Source organism: Acinetobacter sp. YH12254 (assembly GCF_013417415.1).
GTDB classification, from domain to species: Bacteria; Pseudomonadota; Gammaproteobacteria; order Pseudomonadales; family Moraxellaceae; genus Acinetobacter; species Acinetobacter pseudolwoffii.
The window spans coordinates 146296-163463 of the sequence record NZ_VPEB01000007.1; the positions used below are offsets into that span (position 1 = coordinate 146296).

18 protein-coding genes and 1 tRNA gene are annotated in these 17168 nt (G+C 43.4%); 14 read left to right on the top strand and 5 right to left on the bottom strand.

Going from position 1 to position 17168, the window contains the following annotated elements:
• Window positions 1–5 precede the first annotated feature (5 nt).
• Window positions 6–422: a PaaI family thioesterase gene (locus tag FTV29_RS07375; RefSeq protein ID WP_005097561.1), complete on the top strand. Its 417-nt coding sequence runs from the start codon at window positions 6–8 to the stop codon at window positions 420–422.
• Between the two features lie 108 nt (window positions 423–530).
• Here FTV29_RS07375 and nadB read toward each other — a convergent pair whose 3' ends face one another.
• Entirely contained in the window at window positions 531–2159 is a 1629-nt protein-coding gene (nadB, locus tag FTV29_RS07380; protein WP_180075282.1) for an L-aspartate oxidase, read from the bottom strand.
• 236 nt (window positions 2160–2395) lie between these two features.
• Here nadB and FTV29_RS07385 point away from each other — a divergent pair, with 236 nt between their 5' ends.
• The 12 genes from FTV29_RS07385 (at window position 2396) to FTV29_RS07440 (ending at window position 12700) form a co-directional block, all read left to right on the top strand.
• Entirely contained in the window at window positions 2396–3778 is a 1383-nt protein-coding gene (locus FTV29_RS07385; protein ID WP_005097559.1) for a Do family serine endopeptidase, read from the top strand.
• A gap of 127 nt (window positions 3779–3905) precedes the next feature.
• The gene (locus FTV29_RS07390; RefSeq protein ID WP_100355707.1) at window positions 3906–4361 is read left to right on the top strand and encodes a thioesterase family protein; all 456 of its coding nucleotides are present in this window, start codon (window positions 3906–3908) and stop codon (window positions 4359–4361) included.
• A 249-nt stretch (window positions 4362–4610) separates the two neighbouring features.
• Complete coding sequence (gene lepA, locus FTV29_RS07395; RefSeq protein ID WP_005097556.1) at window positions 4611–6428, top strand: translation elongation factor 4; 1818 nt, start codon at window positions 4611–4613, stop codon at window positions 6426–6428.
• 20 nt (window positions 6429–6448) lie between these two features.
• Window positions 6449–7276 carry a signal peptidase I gene (lepB, locus tag FTV29_RS07400; protein ID WP_005097555.1) on the top strand — a complete coding sequence of 276 codons (828 nt, stop codon included), beginning with the start codon at window positions 6449–6451 and terminating at the stop codon, window positions 7274–7276.
• Window positions 7277–7300: 24 nt separating this feature from the next.
• Window positions 7301–7672 (top strand): DUF4845 domain-containing protein, encoded by a 372-nt coding sequence (locus FTV29_RS07405; protein WP_100329039.1) that lies wholly within the window; start codon window positions 7301–7303, stop codon window positions 7670–7672.
• Complete coding sequence (rnc, locus tag FTV29_RS07410) at window positions 7644–8342, top strand: ribonuclease III (RefSeq protein ID WP_159138197.1); 699 nt, start codon at window positions 7644–7646, stop codon at window positions 8340–8342. The genes FTV29_RS07405 and rnc overlap by 29 nt, the downstream gene beginning before the upstream one ends.
• Window positions 8342–9370, top strand: coding sequence for a GTPase Era (gene era, locus FTV29_RS07415; protein WP_005097549.1), 1029 nt, complete (start codon window positions 8342–8344; stop codon window positions 9368–9370). The genes rnc and era overlap by 1 nt, the downstream gene beginning before the upstream one ends.
• 37 nt (window positions 9371–9407) lie before the next feature.
• Entirely contained in the window at window positions 9408–9602 is a 195-nt protein-coding gene (locus tag FTV29_RS07420) for an NF038104 family lipoprotein (RefSeq protein WP_005097547.1), read from the top strand.
• Window positions 9603–9613: 11 nt separating this feature from the next.
• Window positions 9614–10324 (top strand): DNA repair protein RecO, encoded by a 711-nt coding sequence (locus FTV29_RS07425; RefSeq protein ID WP_074383331.1) that lies wholly within the window; start codon window positions 9614–9616, stop codon window positions 10322–10324.
• Between the two features lie 13 nt (window positions 10325–10337).
• Window positions 10338–11063, top strand: a complete 726-nt coding sequence (gene pdxJ / locus FTV29_RS07430) for a pyridoxine 5'-phosphate synthase (RefSeq protein WP_159516068.1) — start codon at window positions 10338–10340, stop codon at window positions 11061–11063.
• A gap of 13 nt (window positions 11064–11076) precedes the next feature.
• Window positions 11077–11730: a tRNA-(ms[2]io[6]A)-hydroxylase gene (locus FTV29_RS07435; RefSeq protein ID WP_159138194.1), complete on the top strand. Its 654-nt coding sequence runs from the start codon at window positions 11077–11079 to the stop codon at window positions 11728–11730.
• A gap of 136 nt (window positions 11731–11866) precedes the next feature.
• Window positions 11867–12700, top strand: coding sequence for a DUF4198 domain-containing protein (locus FTV29_RS07440; RefSeq protein ID WP_100534825.1), 834 nt, complete (start codon window positions 11867–11869; stop codon window positions 12698–12700).
• A gap of 90 nt (window positions 12701–12790) precedes the next feature.
• On the opposite strand, the gene FTV29_RS07445 is transcribed toward FTV29_RS07440, so the two are convergent.
• Window positions 12791–12866, bottom strand: a tRNA-Asn gene (locus tag FTV29_RS07445).
• A gap of 236 nt (window positions 12867–13102) precedes the next feature.
• Here FTV29_RS07445 and FTV29_RS07450 point away from each other — a divergent pair.
• Window positions 13103–13558, top strand: a complete 456-nt coding sequence (locus FTV29_RS07450) for a hypothetical protein (RefSeq protein ID WP_180075283.1) — start codon at window positions 13103–13105, stop codon at window positions 13556–13558.
• 35 nt (window positions 13559–13593) lie between these two features.
• Here FTV29_RS07450 and FTV29_RS07455 read toward each other — a convergent pair whose 3' ends face one another.
• From FTV29_RS07455 to map, 3 genes are all read right to left on the bottom strand, one after another.
• Complete coding sequence (locus FTV29_RS07455) at window positions 13594–14031, bottom strand: PaaI family thioesterase (RefSeq protein ID WP_005170148.1); 438 nt, start codon at window positions 14029–14031, stop codon at window positions 13594–13596.
• A gap of 362 nt (window positions 14032–14393) precedes the next feature.
• Window positions 14394–15629 carry a pyridoxal phosphate-dependent aminotransferase gene (locus FTV29_RS07460; RefSeq protein ID WP_159516067.1) on the bottom strand — a complete coding sequence of 412 codons (1236 nt, stop codon included), beginning with the start codon at window positions 15627–15629 and terminating at the stop codon, window positions 14394–14396.
• Window positions 15630–15881: 252 nt separating this feature from the next.
• Window positions 15882–16709, bottom strand: coding sequence for a type I methionyl aminopeptidase (gene map / locus FTV29_RS07465; protein WP_005097535.1), 828 nt, complete (start codon window positions 16707–16709; stop codon window positions 15882–15884).
• Window positions 16710–17168 lie beyond the last annotated feature (459 nt).

The following is a 17168-nucleotide window of genomic DNA, read 5'->3' on the forward strand; positions in this document are numbered from 1 at the left end:
ATAAGATGAAAACGACCAAAACCGAAATCCAACAATTTTTACAACAAGAATTTCCACAAAGCCTAGAAAAATGTAGGATCGAAGCCGTTGTTCCACGCGGCGCAACTTTGCTGTATCAGGTTAGCGCACAAGAGTTGCGTCCGGGTGGTACTGTTTCTGGCCCAACCATGATGACCTTGGCCGATCTTGCCTTATATGTCGCTATTCTGGGCGAAATTGGCCTGGTGGGTTTGGCTGTCACCACCAATCTGAATATCAATTTTCTCCGTAAACCTTCAGGTGGCACGGATTTGCGAGGAGAGTGCAAGCTTATTAAAGTCGGTAAAGTTCTGATTGTCGGGGAAGTCTGGATTTATTCAGTAGACCTTGATGAGCCAGTGGCGCATGTTACTGCGACTTATGCCATTCCACCTCAACACTAAACACCTGAAGAATAAAAGTTCAGTGATATAAATAGCCTAAGCTTAATTAAGTAGGTGAGCGCTAAAAGACAGGGAGATATGATTTAAAAATCATATCTCCCCAATAATCTAAATATTGACCAAGGGTGTTTCTACTTCAAAATTCACCGGATTTAGAATGGTCTTGCGTAATTCAGGCAATAATTCCGGATAGTCCAGCGTGAAATGCAGGCCGCGAGATTCTTTACGCTGCATGGCACAGCGCACAATCATTTCTGAGACCAGCACCAGATTGCGAAGCTCGATCAGGTTTTTGCTGACCTGATAATCTTGGTAATACTCGGTGATTTCTTTTTTCAGCATTTCAATACGATGCAAGGCGCGTTCCAGACGTTTGGTGCTGCGCACAATACCGACATAGTTCCACATGGTCTGACGTAGCTCATCCCAGTTTTGCAGAATCACCACATCTTCATCCGGATTGGTTACCTGTGAGTCATCCCAGATGGGTACGGGCGGAAAGGTATAGTCAGCATTGAAATGAGATTCGATATGCTTGGCTGCACTCATACCATACACAAAGCATTCTAAAAGTGAGTTGCTGGCCATTCGGTTAGCACCGTGCAGACCAGTATAAGAGGTTTCCCCAATTGCATATAGACCTGCGATATCAGTCTGGCTATGTTCATCGACCACAACGCCACCACAGGTGTAATGGGCTGCAGGTACCACTGGAATCATATCTTTGGTGATATCAATACCCAGTTCCAGCAGGCGGGCATAAAGCGTAGGAAAATGTTCTCTAACAAAGCTTTCATCCTTATGGGTAATATCCAGCCAGACATGCCGAATACCCAAGCGCTTAATTTCATAGTCGATTGCGCGTGCGACAATATCGCGTGGTGCAAGTTCGGCGCGCTCGTCAAAACGCAGCATAAAGCGTTCGCCATCGGGCAGACGCAGATAAGCCCCTTCGCCGCGCATTGCTTCAGTGATCAGGAAGGAGCGCGCTTGTGGATGATAGAGGCAGGTCGGATGGAACTGGTTAAATTCCATGTTAGCCACCCGGCAGCCGGCACGATAGGCCATGGCAATGCCGTCACCTGTGGCAATATCCGGATTTGACGTATAAAGATAGGCTTTCATTGCACCGCCACAGGCAAGGGCGGTAAAGGGCGCTAAAAAAGTATGTACTTTTTCATTTTTTTCATCCAGCACATATAAACCTAGCGCGCGGTTTTCACCGTCTAGGCCAAGTTTATGTGAACAGATCAGATCAATCGCAATATAATTTTCAAAAATAGTGATATTTGATTTTTCTTGGGCGCGTTGTACCAAAGTAGTCGAAATTGCACGACCTGTGGCATCGGCAGCATGAATAATCCGGCGCTGTGAATGGCCGCCTTCACGGGTGAGATGCAACTGTTCCTGTTCATCCAGGGTAAATTGCACACCGTGTTTTAGCAGAAAGTCAACTGATGGTTTGCCCCCTTCTACCGTCTGTTTGACTGCGTCCATTTCACATAGCTGTGCGCCTGCAATCATGGTGTCATCAATATGCTGTTCAATCGAATCCATTTCATCGAGTACTGCAGCAACACCGCCTTGCGCATAAAAGGTGCTGGCATCTGTCAGGGTGGATTTCGCTAAAACTGCAATATTAAAATGGTCCGGGAGCGATAAGGCTAAACTTAAACCGGCACCGCCACTGCCCACAATAATGACGTCAAATTGATGGGTAAGGGATGAATTAGACATGTCCATCAGCTAATTTTAAAAAAAGTTTGGTAATAACAGCGCTTTTTTGTGCAAAAGGCAAGCGTTGAAATGCTCATTTATTAATGAAAAAAATTAATCAAAGCCTTAACTTAGTGTTTTAATGATGAGATATTGTCCAGCGTGAAGCATTGAAACATATTATTACTTAAACTTTACAATGTTTGTGATAAAACCTATTTACATAAATTTATCAACAATTTGAGTGAATAATTTATATGAAAATTCTAGACTTAAAAAAAGGATTATTTGCAGCGACCCTGACCATGAGTGCTGCACAGTTGCAGGCTGTCACACCGGTTGATTTTTCAAATCTGGTCGAGCAGGTCAGTCCTGCCGTGGTCAGTGTCAATGTCGTGAAAAAAATGAGCGAAGAAGAACTCTTACAACAACAAGTTCCGGAAATTCTGCGTCGCTTCTTTGGCAATCAGGTGATTATCCCGCAGCAGCGCATGCCACAGGAAAAAACCGGCTATGGCAGTGCATTTTTTATCAGTAAAGATGGCTATCTGCTGACCAACCATCATGTGGTTGAGGATGCATCTAAAGTCACCATTACCCTGAATGATCGCCGTGAAATTGATGCCACTGTGGTGGGAAGTGATGCACGTACCGACGTAGCTTTACTTAAGGTCACAGGTTCGAATTTTCCAGAATTACGTACCGGGGATGTAGGCCGCTTACGTGTCGGTGAGCCTGTGCTCGCGATTGGTTCGCCATTTGGTTTTGATTATTCGGCCTCTGCCGGAATCGTCAGTGCCAAAATGCGCAACATGATGGGTGAAACAGCAGTGCCTTTTATCCAGACAGACGTGGCCCTCAACCCGGGTAACTCTGGTGGGCCTTTATTTAACCAGCATGGTGAAGTAGTCGGGGTGAACTCGCGGATCTTCAGTGGAACCGGCGGTTATATGGGGCTCTCCTTCTCGATTCCGATTGATGTGGCCATGGAAGTGGCAGAGCAGCTGAAAAAGAATGGTAAAGTGACCCGTTCCTATCTGGGGGTCAGCTTGCAGGATATCGACCGTAATCTGGCAGAGTCTTACAACCTTTCTAAGCCTGAAGGCTCCTTAATTACTCAGGTTGCACCAAATTCACCCGCCGCACGTGCCGGTCTACGTGTCAGTGACGTGATTTTAAAATATAACGGCACTGCGATTTCACGCACCAGTGAATTATTAAACTATCTCAACCGTACTGCACCTCAGCAACAGGTACAGCTGGAGGTTTTACGTGATGATAAGCGCCGTAATATTTCAGCAACCTTAAGTACCGCACCGGATGATACCCCTGCAAAAGCCGGAGCACAGGCGCAGCCGAGCAAAGGACCTGTAATTGGTGTGGCTATTCGTGATTTAAGTTCGCTAGAAAAGGATCGACTGGAGATCAAAGGCGGGGTCATGATTCAGGATGTTCGTTCAGGTGGCATTGCCGCACAGGCGCGTATCATGCCAAACGATGTGGTGACGCATATTAATAACAAGGCAGTATTGAACGCAGAGCAATTTGTACAAGAAGTTTCTGAGTTGAAGAAGGGCAATGTGGCACGCGTTACGCTCATGCGCCAAGGGCAGCGTGCGATTGTCGGAATGCGTATCTAATTCTATTCAGATTTTTAAATATAAAAAACCGCTTTTGATGGGCGGTTTTTTATTATTTGCAATTTACCCAGCCTATAAATTCGGTAGACTCTATTCAGTTGAAAATAATGGAAAGGATAAGAGAAAAGTGACAGCTATTTTTGATCTTGCGTTAAAGGTGCAAGCTGAACATATCGATGGCTTGGGCCATGTCAATAATGTGGTCTATGTACAGTGGATGCAGGAGGTCGCCACAGCCCATATTGAAAAATTGGGATTGGGGTTAAAGGAATATGTGGAACTGAAACATGCCATGGTGGCAGTTGAGCATCAGGTGCAATATCGCAAGGCTGCTTTCGAGGGCGATGAAATTATTTTGCGAACCTGGTTGAACGATATCAATGCACTGTATTCATTTCGCCAATATGCATTTTATCGACCACAGGATCAAAACCTGTTATTTACAGGTAGTACGCAGTGGGCCTGTATTGAAATGGCCACTGGGCGTCCTAAACGCATGTCGCCTACCTTTACCCAAGCCTATCAACCTCTTTCTGATCAGATCAATCCTTATGATTTTTCAATAGTGTATCTAGATCAATAAGCGCTCACTTCTTTGGCACAGAGTTAGATATTTCAATCAGGTTTAGCAAAAACATGGTGTGATTTTCAAATTTTCATTGCAGTGATTGAGCTTGAGATCGCTGGACAGGTATTTTGGCAGAGTGGACAAAGCTAAAAATATAATTCTTTTTCTAGATCACCATTCTGCTATAATCCTTCGCAATTTCTATTCGGCTTTTGTTATGTAATATTTTTAAATTACATAGCGCGTTTTTTCTCAAGGTAACCCATGGCGCAAGCTAAAAAATCTGTTGATATTAAAAACATTCGTAACTTCTCGATTATTGCGCATATTGACCACGGTAAATCGACCCTCGCAGATCGCTTTATTCAGACCTGTGGCGGTTTGCAAGATCGTGAAATGCAGGCTCAAGTCCTCGATTCTATGGAGCTTGAGCGCGAACGTGGGATTACCATTAAAGCCACTTCGGTGACGCTAAACTATACCCATCCAAATGGTGAAGTTTATCAGCTGAACTTTATTGATACGCCGGGACACGTTGACTTCTCGTATGAAGTGTCGCGCTCGCTCGCAGCCTGTGAAGGTGCTTTATTAGTCGTTGATGCGGCGCAAGGTGTGGAAGCACAGTCTGTCGCCAACTGCTATACCGCGATTGAGCAAGGTCTGGAAGTACTGCCCGTACTGAACAAGATCGATTTGCCGCAAGCTGAACCTGAGCGTGTGATTCACGAGATTGAAGAAATTATCGGCATTGAAGCGACAGAAGCACCGACATGTTCAGCCAAAACCGGTCTGGGCATTGAAAATGTTTTAGAAACCCTGGTGAATGTGATTCCGGCACCGGTCGGTGATCGCGAAGCGCCGTTGCAAGCCCTGATTGTAGATTCATGGTTTGACAACTACCTTGGGGTAGTTTCTCTGGTACGTGTAAAGCAGGGTCGTGTGCGTAAAGGCGACAAGATGTTGATGAAATCAACAGGTCAAACGCACATCATTACTTCTGTTGGGATCTTTAATCCGAAACATACTGAAACAGGCATGTTGGAAGCAGGCGAAGTCGGCTTCGTGATTGCCGGTATTAAAGATATTTTCGGTGCGCCGGTGGGTGATACCATTACCTTGGCAACCACACCTGAAGTTGCAACGCTACCGGGCTTTAAAAAAGTAAAACCGCAGGTTTATGCCGGTTTATTCCCGATTGATGCCAGTGACTTTGAACCGTTTCGTGAAGCTTTACATAAACTGCAAATTAATGACTCGGCCTTGTTCTTTGAACCGGAAAGTTCGGATGCACTCGGTTTTGGTTTCCGCTGTGGCTTCTTGGGCATGCTACACATGGAGATTGTACAAGAGCGTTTAGAACGCGAGTATGATCTTGATCTGATTTCTTCTGCGCCAACCGTAATTTACGAAGCAGTGATGAAAAATGGCCAGACGATTTATATCGACAGCCCGTCTAAAATGCCGGATGGTTCAACCGTAGAAGATTTACGTGAACCGATTGCCGAATGTCATATTTTAGTACCGCAAGAATATCTGGGTAATGTCATGACCTTGTGTATCGAGCGCCGTGGCATACAAAAAGACATGAAATTCCTCGGTAATCAGGTATCGATTACTTTTGAAATTCCAATGGCAGAAGTGGTCATGGATTTCTTCGATAAATTGAAGTCTTGTTCACGTGGTTTTGCATCCCTCGACTATAACTTTGTCCGTTTCGAAAGCTCTTCATTGGTAAAAGTGGATGTGCTGATCAATGGGGAAAAAGTCGATGCTCTGGCAATGATCTGTCACCGTAATGACGCGCGTCATCGTGGCATTGCGCTGGTGGAAAAAATGAAAGACCTGATTCCACGTCAAATGTTTGATGTCGCAATTCAGGCGGCAATTGGTGCGCAAATCATTGCACGTTCTACTGTAAAAGCCATGCGTAAAAACGTATTGGCCAAATGTTATGGTGGTGACGTGTCACGTAAGAAAAAACTTCTGTCTAAACAGAAAGAAGGTAAGAAACGCATGAAGCAGGTGGGTAGTGTCGAAATCCCTCAAGAAGCGTTCCTCGCTGTGTTAAAAGTCGAACGCTAGAAGAATAAGGATATAAGCCCATGGATTTTGATTTTAATTTGATTCTTGTTCCTGCGACGCTGTTTTTTGTCGCACTGTGGTTGCTTGACAAGTTTGTCCTGAAACAAAGACAAACTCGCGGCAAGGGCAATGAAAATTTTATCATTACCTGGGCTTATGACTTTTGGCCAGTACTGACGATTGTACTGGTGCTGCGTTCGTTCTTGTTTGAACCGTTTAATATTCCATCGGATTCAATGGTGCCAACCCTGGAAACTGGGGACTTTATTCTGGTGAATAAATTTGACTATGGCGTGAAACTGCCTATGGTCAACACTAAAATTATTGATACTGGCAGTCCAGAGCGTGGCGATGTGGCAGTATTCCGTTATCCACCACAACCGACCATCAGCTATATCAAGCGTATTATTGGTTTACCCGGTGATCATATTGTCTATGATCATGGTCAGTTGAGCATCAATGGTGAACAAGTAGCGAAAGTTCCAGTGGAATTTAGCCGTGAAAAAGATCGTCTGGATACACCAAATGCCATTTATCATAAAGAAACTTTAGGTCAGCATAGCTTTACCATGCGTGAGCTGGAAGGGGTTAATGTCGCACGTCAGGCGCCTTATATTAACTTTGTGGAAAATGGTAAATATTCAAGTGAAAATGGTTTATATTGGGAAGTAAAGGTGCCAGAAGGTCATTACTTTGCGATGGGGGATAATCGCGATCAGAGTGCTGACAGCCGTTTCTGGGGGCTTGTTCCGGAAGAAAACTTAACAGGTCGTGCATTCTATATCTGGATGCATAAAGAACCTGGCTTTAAATTGCCATCGTTTGGTCGCAACGGGACAATCGATTAATTGTTTCAATCAGGAAAATAAAAAATGAGACATCAACAAGGTGCTTCGTATATTGGGATTTTATTTGCAATCGTGGGGTTTGCATTTCTAGCCAAAGTAGCGATTGCAGTGTGGGGACCCTACTTTGATGATCGTATGGTCGATGGTGAGATTGAGGCGCTGTTAAAAAGTGCGCCAGCCAATATAACACCAGAAAAATTCCGTCAGCAGATGAATCAGCGTTTATCAATGAATAATATTCGCGATCTGAAGTTTGATGAAATTGCCAAAGTTACCCATACCGATGGTTTGCAGGTACACAAGAATTATGAAATTCGTAAAAATTTCATAATGAATATCGATTTAGTGATGAAGTTTGAGAAAAATTTTGATCAAAGCGCAGTCAAAACTCAATGATGAACGTCTTGCCAGACGGATCGGTTATCAGTTTAAACAAGCTGAACTGCTCAAGCTGGCACTGACCCATCGTTCAGTCAGTCATAAACAAAACTATGAACGCCTAGAATTTCTAGGCGATTCTCTTTTAGGGATGATCATTGCGAATTATCTCTTCACTGCCTACCCAAGCGAAAACGAAGGCCGGCTGACGCGTATGCGTGCCACCTTGGTTCGACAGGAAGCATTGGGGAAAATCGCCAATGATTTAAAACTCAGTCAGAATTTAATTCTCAGTACCGGTGAATTGAAATCTGGCGGTCATCATCGCGAGTCTATACTGGCAGATACTGTAGAAGCCATTATTGGCGCAATCTATGTGGATTGCGCTGATCTCACTGTGTTAGAACCGATTGTGTTAAAATGGTATGAACCGTATTTGGATCATATTGAGCCGACCGATCAGCTTAAAGACCCTAAATCACGTTTACAAGAGTATCTACAAGCACGTAAGAAACCTCTCCCAGTTTACGAGGTTGTAGATATTCAAGGTGATGCCCCTAATCAGCATTTTAAAGTGGAATGTGAGATTGAGGGATTACCGACCATGCAAGGTGAAGGCGCCAGCCGACGTTTTGCTGAACAAGCCGTTGCGGCAGATATTTTAAAACTTTTGGAGCATAAGTCTTAATGACTACTCATTCCGATCACATTGATGCTGATCACGAGTCGCAAAGCGACAGTCACGACCTGGTAAATCAATTTTTTAGCGCACAAGGCACCGAAATTCCGTCGGATTATCGCAGTGGTTTTGTCGCTATTGTAGGTCGCCCGAATGTGGGTAAATCTACCTTAATGAACCATATTTTGGGTCAGAAACTCTCAATTACCTCACGTAAACCGCAAACCACACGGCATAAAATTGTCGGGATTGATTCGCGTGAAAAGTCTCAGGCGGTATTCGTGGATACGCCGGGGATGCATAAAAAGGAAGTACGTGCCATCAATAAAATGATGAACCGTGCTGCCCATTCGGCTTTACGTGATGTGAATCTGGTTTTGTTTGTGGTGGATGCACAGAAGTGGACGCCGAATGATGATCTGGTACTGGAAAAGCTGAAAAATGCTGAAATGCCGGTGATTCTGGTGATCAACAAATTAGATACTTTTGAGAACAAGAACGAAGCTTTACCACTGATTCGTGAGCGCGAAAAGCTGATGAACTTTGCGGAAATCGTACCTGTTTCTGCACTTCGTGGTGCCAATCTTGAGCATTTACGTGACACGATTGCCAAGTATCTGCCGTTCCAGCCGCCATTGTACTCCCTGGATCAACTAACTGACCGTTCAGAGCGTTTCCTGGCTTCTGAAATTATTCGTGAAAAGATCATGCGTCAGCTGGGTGAAGAACTGCCATATGATTTAACCGTGCAGATTGAATCATTCAAAACTGAACAGCCAGTGATGAATGAAAAGACTGGTCGTATGAAGCCGGCCTGTACCTATATTGATGCTACGATTTTTGTCGATCGTCCGAGCCAGAAAGCCATTGTGATTGGTGAGAAAGGCGTTAAGCTGAAAAAAATCGGTATGGATGCACGTCTCGACATGGAAAAAATGTTCGAACAGAAAATCATGCTGACCCTTTGGGTGAAAGTCAAAGGCGGCTGGTCTGATGATGAACGTGCATTGAAAAGCTTAGGTTATAGCGATATCTAAGTTATAAAATTAATAAGCCCCTTTAAGGAATTTCGTGATGATGAAAGTGTTGGCAGTGCTTGCATGTGTTTTATTCTTGCAAGGCTGTATCCATAAAGTGGTCACGGTTCCTGTCAAGGTGGCTTATAAAACCACAAAAGTCGCAGTCAAAGGCACTGCGGCTGTTGTGGGCGCAGTCATCCCGGATGGAGATGACGACGATGATAAAAAATCAAAAAAAGATAAGGATTAAAGTGTCCGCTTATGCGTAACGAAGTACTGCATGGTTATCTGATTCATCATCGTAAGTACCGTGAGCGCAGCCATATTGTGCATTTATTTACCCAGGAATACGGTCGTATGGATGGCATTCTCCGGCAAACACCGCCGCCGCAATATCAGCCCATCAGTTTGCAAGCCACCGGAAAATCAGAACTCAAAAACTTTACCAAACTGGAAATTGTCAATCAGCCGATTTTCTTTTTTGGCGATGCCTTTTTTTCAGGCTTTTATCTGAATGAAGTCCTGTTGCGTTTGTGCCCCCTAGAAGTGGAAATGCCGCAAACCTTTGCCAAATATGCAGAGACATTAACTGCATTGCAGCAATTATCAGAACAATCTAATCCCAATTTATACTTAAAACAGATTTTGCGGCAATTTGAACATATCTTGCTGGAAGAACTCGGTTATGGTCTGGATTTTTCCCTAGATGCTCATCAGGTACAAATCGATCCGTTACAACACTATTATTTTCAGCTCAATGCCGGTTTTATGCCATCGGCCAAAGCATTACGCTCTACCATGTCAGGTCAGCAGATTTTAAGTATGCTAGATCATGAAAATGGTGGGGATTTTAATCCGGAACAGTTACAATTGTTGACGAAACTGTATCGACAGGTGATCACGGCCTTATTGGGTGATCGGCCATTAAAAAGTCGGCAACTCTGGATTCAAAACTCTCAATCTCAAACGTAGTTAGGAAAAGATTATGGCTGCATTACTTGGTGTCAATATTGACCATGTCGCAACATTAAGACAAGCACGTGGTACAACGTACCCAGACCCAGTCAATGCTGCATTGATCTGTGAGCAGGCCGGGGCAGAGGGCATTACCTTGCACTTGCGTGAAGACCGTCGTCACATTCAGGATGAAGATGTTCGTCGTATGCGTCCTGCACTGAAAACCCGTATGAACCTCGAGCTGGCGGTAACAGATGAGATGGTCGCTTTTGCCAAGGAAATTAAACCGCATCATGTCTGTTTTGTCCCTGAAAAACGTCAGGAAGTCACCACTGAAGGTGGTCTGGATGTGGTGACCCATTTCGAATCAGTCAAAGCAGCTACGCAAGAACTGGCGGCGATTGGTTGTGATGTGTCTTTGTTTATTGATGCCGACTTTGCCCAAATTGATGCAGCAGTTGCTTGTGGTGCACCGACCATCGAGATTCATACTGGGGCTTATGCCGATGCAGAAACGCCTGAAGCCCAGCAGACTGAGCTTGAGCGCATTATTAAAGGCGCTGAATATGCCGCATCGAAAGGTCTGGTAGTGAATGCCGGTCATGGTTTAAACCTCGATAATGTAACGCCAATTGCGGCGATTCCACAAATTCATGAACTTAATATTGGCCACTCATTAATTGCAGATGCTGTATTTGTAGGTCTGGCACAAGCTGTTCAGCAAATGAAAGCTGTGATTAAGTCAGCACGTTAAGATCAGAATCGTTATGTCAAATATTAATTATGATGAACTGATGCAGCCGGTGATTGCTTTCCTGGGGTGTGAAACGCCCAAGGCATGGCTGAATGTGGCAGTCGAAAATCTTGAAATCTTGATGCAAGATCATGCTAATTGTGAGAAAAAAGCAGCCAGCACGGCCATGAACCTGATGTTTCGCTATAGTTACTTTGTCGATTTACAGGTGAAGCTTGCGCAGTTAGTGCGTGAAGAAATGCTGCATTATGAACAAGTGCTTGAACTGATGAACAAGCGCGGTCAGGCCTGGCAGAATTTGAGTGCAGGGCGTTATGCCGGTGGCTTGCGCAAAGAAATCCGGACTTTTGAACCTGAAGCCTTGATTGATGTCTTGGTGATTGGTGCTTTTGTGGAAGCACGCTCTTGTGAGCGTTTCTACGCGCTGGCTTCGCGTGTGGATGATGAGTTGGCACGTTATTACCGTTACTTGCTTAAGTCTGAATCTCGTCACTTTGAGGACTATCTGGCTTTGGCGATGGATGTGGCGACCACGGCAAAATTGAAAAATCCGCAAGAGGATATTCAAAGCCGGATTGATCATATTCGTAACGTTGAAAAGCAGCTGATTCTGACACCAGATGACACTTTCCGTTTCCATAGCGGTGTTCCGGCTCAAGCGGCTTAATTGCAGTGAACATTTAAAAATCCTCCGTTCATGGGGGATTTTTTATATCCAGAGCAAATATATAAATGAGAATTATTTACATCTACAGACTTAATCCATAAAATACAGCAGATTTCTTAATAACGATGATGAAATAATGAATAAGCTGGTAAAAGTCATGCCTTTTTTGATCTTTGGAGTGATCAGCAGTACAGCCTTTGCACACTATCCTTATGTTGCCCCACTAAGTTATCAAACTTTTAACAATCACACTGCGATTGTATCTGGCTTTTATGACAATCCATTTGCCTCGGAAGTGGCGATTAAAAACTTTAAGTTTCATTATCATACGCCTACAGGCCAAAAGATTTATCTTGCAGATGATGCATGGACCAAAACACAAACCCTAAGTAGTTATAGTCTGGAAAATAAACAAGAGGGTACCTATCGGATTCGTGGCGAGAAACAGGGGAATAGCCTAAAGTATGCACAGGTTGCTCAAAAATGGAAAATGGTTCTAAGTGCTGTTCCAAAAGCCAATCAAGCCGCCAATCAAAATGTGATTTATCAGCAAGCGCTGAAGAAAAACATGCCACAGAAAACTGTGCAGACTATCGATATTATTGAAACCTTTGTCTCACGGCGTGTGACGTCGAATCAGGTCATTCAGCATATCCATGCTGGCTTTGATGTTCAATTTATCACGCATCCAAATGCATTTAAAAAATCTCAAGCGATTCAATTGAAAGTACTGGATGATAAAAAAGGAGTTGCGAATTTAAACGTTGAGATTTTGGCACAAACGACAGATTTTAGTCGTGATAAAAAAATCTATAAAGCGCTCACAACAGATGCGCAAGGGTTACTCAACTTTAATATGCAGGAAAAAGGCCAGTACTTAATGAAAATTGATTATCAGCAGCCTTTCGAAATAAAAAAGAATGATTTAAAGCGTTATAAATATACCTTGGCTTTTAATGTAATGGATTAAGCCAAAACGAGCCTGAAATCATTCAGGCTTGTTTTATAAAATATTAAACGAAAAAAAGCCCACTTCGTTATGAGTGGGCTTTTTAGTATTTGGCTCTCCAACCTGGGCTCGAACCAGGGACCTGCGGATTAACAGTCCGTCGCTCTACCGACTGAGCTATTGGAGAATCTGAAAGCGATTATAGAGGGATTTTGACAGGGGTCAAGCAAAAACTGTCATATTTATAACAAATTCAGCCTGTCTGTTTTTAATTTAGACAATTGCATAAATTTTACGAAAAATACTTGTCAGAATAAATTTCACTTGCTAGATTAAAACCATAAAGTCGTTTGACCAAATGGTCAAACAGTGTGGATTTAAACCTACTTGCCAGCACAAAAATGGCTAAACCGGAGACAGCGAATGAATACGCTCAGCATCCCTCAAATTTTCTCTCAACTCACTTATTATCAAGAAAACTATCTGCAGATTATTGCAGATCCAGCACAGTATTATATTCCTGTTACAGATGCTCATATCAAGCTATGGCCCTTGGCGCAACAGCCCTTGTATCTAGGTGATTTGCTGCAATTATGGTTTGCAGAAAAATGGTTGGTAGAAACTGAACGTCAATTTAGCTTTGAAGTGTTTTTGAATGCCGATTATCTGAAAGAGCAAAGCAAAGAATTATATATCTATGCCATTTCAGGTAATCTTTTGACCGGTACCAATCAATCCAAAGCTTGGCAGGCATCGACAGCGCAAATACAAGATGTAGAGCTGGCCAATGTGTCCAAGCATTATTTTGAGTTTCAGGGCTTAAGCCGACCACAGATCACCTGTGTTCAAGCCGGACAGACGAAGGGCAATATTGCTTAGGTCATCGATTGAATGCTGGCCATAGGTTCTCCTGGTTATTCAGGGCGAATAATCATACAGGTCGCAGTGGCATGGGCATATAAACGGCCTTCTTCATCCAGAATCCGACCTTCAGCAATACCCAGATTTTTACTGAGGTTAATTGATTGTCCGGTCGCTTTAAGCTGCTGGTCTTGAGGAATCGGTCGGCACATTTTAACATTCAGATCAATCGTGCCATAACCGACCCCTGCTTCGAGTAAAGTATGAATCGCACAGCCTGTCACCGTGTCTAAAACAGTTGCTGCAAAACCACCATGCACGCCACCAAGCGGATTTAAATGCCGGTGATCGGCTTTGACTTTAAATTCTACGTATCCGCTTTGGATAACGGCAGGTTGCATCGACATGGTTTCGCTAATGCTTGGAGCGGGAATTTTCCCATCTCGCATCGCTTGTAATAAGGCCAAACCGTTCATTTCTTTTGGATTCATTCTGCTTTTCCTGTGATTATTCTTTAGCTGTTTCGATTTTATTTAAAAGTGAAACATCAATAATAGCAAGTGACATATTTTTTAATGAGATGTTGCCGAAGGTAATTGTTATCTTGGAGGGTTAAAAGTTATTGTGGTTAAAATATTTATTTTTTAAATGCTATTGCAGATAGCAGGAGAGTGCTATTTCTACCGGAAATAGAGATACTTTAGATATTCAGGAATTTCGATCAATGCTATGTGTGGCATACACTTTGGCTGCGATCATTTGTTTGATCTGCTTAAAATACGTTATCAAAAGCAGCTTGGAATGGCATAAAAAAACCCGCGATCAACGCGGGTTTTTAAATCAAGCGAATTGATTATTGTGCAGCTTTTTCAGCTTCGATTGAAGCAATTGCGGCGTCAACGCCTTCGATTGAATCAGCAGCTTTCTTGATGCGCGCAAGTGCATCAACCAACACTTCATCTGCAGTTGCATAAGAAATACGCATGAAACCGCCCAGACCGAATGCATCGCCAGGAACAACGGCAACGCCAGTTTCTTCCAGTAACCAAGCAGAGAATTCTGTGCAAGATTTCAAACCTTTGGCACGAATCAACGGCTTGATGTTTGCGTATGCATAGAATGCACCATCCGCAGGTAAGCAAGAAATACCATTGATGTCATTCAAGCCTTTCACAACCAGGTCATGACGACGTTTGAATGCTTCAATCATTGGCTCAAGAACATCTTGAGGACCATTCAATGCAGCTTCGGCAGCAACTTGTGAAATTGAAGTTGGATTTGAAGTGGATTGTGACTGGATTTTTTTCATCGCACCGATCAGTTTAGCAGGGCCCGCTGCATAGCCAATACGCCAGCCAGTCATTGCATAGGCTTTAGATACACCGTTTAACACGATTGTGCGGTCATACAGGTCTGGTGCAACAGTGGCGATGTTATAGAACTCATCTTCCCAACGAATCGGTTCATACATGTCATCAGACGCGATGAATACTTCAGGGTATTTACGCAGTACCTCAGCCAAAGCAAGAAGTTCTTCTTTGGTGTAGATCATGCCAGTCGGGTTAGAGGGACTGTTCAATACCACTAAACGTGTTTTGTCAGTGATCGCAGCTTCTAGTTGTTCAGGTGTGATTTTGAAACGCTGTTCTTCACCACATTTCACAATCACAGGTACGCCTTCAGCGATGATCACCATATCCGGGTAGCTGACCCAGAAAGGTGCAGGAATGATAACTTCATCACCTTTGTTCAACAAAGCCAAAGACAGGTTAAAGAATGATTGTTTACCACCACAAGAAACCAGAATCTGGTTTGCTGCGTAGTCTAGGTTATTGTCACGTTTCAATTTAGCAATAATGGCTTTTTTAAGACCTGGCGTACCGTCAACAGCGGTGTATTTGGTGAAACCGTTGTTAATCGCTGCAATTGCTGCATCTTTGATGTGTTGCGGTGTATCAAAATCTGGCTCACCTGCGCCCAAACCAATAACATTATGACCTGCAGCTTTTAATTCAGCAGCTTTGTTGGTCACAGCAAGCGTTGGGGACGGTTTGATGGCATTTACACGATCAGAGAGACGTACGTCCACGGCAGTATTCCTTCTTATAGGGATTAAAAAATAAAAAGCACATTATCTTAGCTTAAAATGCGAGGCATGGGGCAAAAGAATTTGGAAAACTTTGAGGAAAAAATGGTGTACTTGCAGAGCTTTATCTTGAACTCCGATGCCAAGGGACAACAGTTAAAAGGCTTGAGTTATCCAGTAAACCCCCATAAGCCAGTCAATATAAACTAAAAATGGCCACTTTATAGTGACCATTTTGTGGTGTTGTCTTGGTACTTATTTATTAAAGCGTGACAGATCTTCATCCGGACGCGCGGTTAAGATTTCAACCCCTGTTTTAGTGACGAGCAGGGTATGTTCATATTGTGCTGACAATGAATGGTCTTTGGTGACCACCGTCCATTTATCACCCAGTAATTTGGTTTTCCAGTCGCCACCATTCACCATAGGCTCAATGGTAAAAGTCATGCCTTCTTCTAAAATCATCCCGGTATCTGGCTGGCCGTAATGCAATACTTGCGGTTCGTCATGGAAAGTCGTGCCAATTCCATGACCACAATATTCACGTACCACACCAAAACGTTCAGATTCGACATATTTTTGAATCACGTGGCCAATATCGCCAATGGTTGACCCTGGTTTTACAGTTTCAATACCCCGGTACATGGCTTCTTGCGCTACTTTACATAGACGGTTAGCAAGAATAGACGTTTCACCACCGACGATGTACATCATGTTGGTATCTCCATGATAGCCATCTTTAATCACAGTGACATCGATATTCAGAATGTCACCTTTTTTCAACTTTTTGCTATCCGATGGAATGCCGTGACACACCACATGATTCACAGAAGTGCAAATCACATGCTGGAAAGCAGGCCGACCTGGTGCTGCACCATAACCTAAGCAGGCTGGAATGGCTTGTTGTTGGTTAACAATATAGTCATGACAAATCGTATCAAGTTCTAGCGTAGTAACACCTGGAACAATATGCGGTTTGATCATATCCAATACTTCTGCCGCCAGTCGCCCTGCCACACGCATTTTTTCAATTTCGTCAGGGGTTTTGATAAGTCGACGTGGCGCTTGGTAAGTGTTGTTCATGATCTCTAAAAACTTTTGGAAATTTGTGTGTGACTATGGTATAAATAGCCGCCCATTTTATCAAATGCTTTTTCGTGAATAAATTTCACGGGCTTTGTGCGATGGGGCAAAAAATCCGCACATATATCGACACATTACTCTGGGTGCTTCTAGGGATTGTTGTCACTTTATATGTGAGTTGCGTTGTCAGCTAAAATTTCGTCATGCGAGGCATGAAACGATGGTAATGGTATTCCCTTATCGAGCTTCATAACGAAGTATGAGGGGATTTTAGCTACAACCCTTCGGGATAGGGACGTTTTTTGACGCTACTGCGTTATGAATAGTTTATTTAGAATGTTAAATCTCACTATTCATGCCTTGTATCGCTAAAAAATGTCCTCTGTCGCAACCACTGATAAAATGACAGCAATCCCTTGGGTGGAGAATGCGGGTATATGGAGGCCTAACCCAAACTTT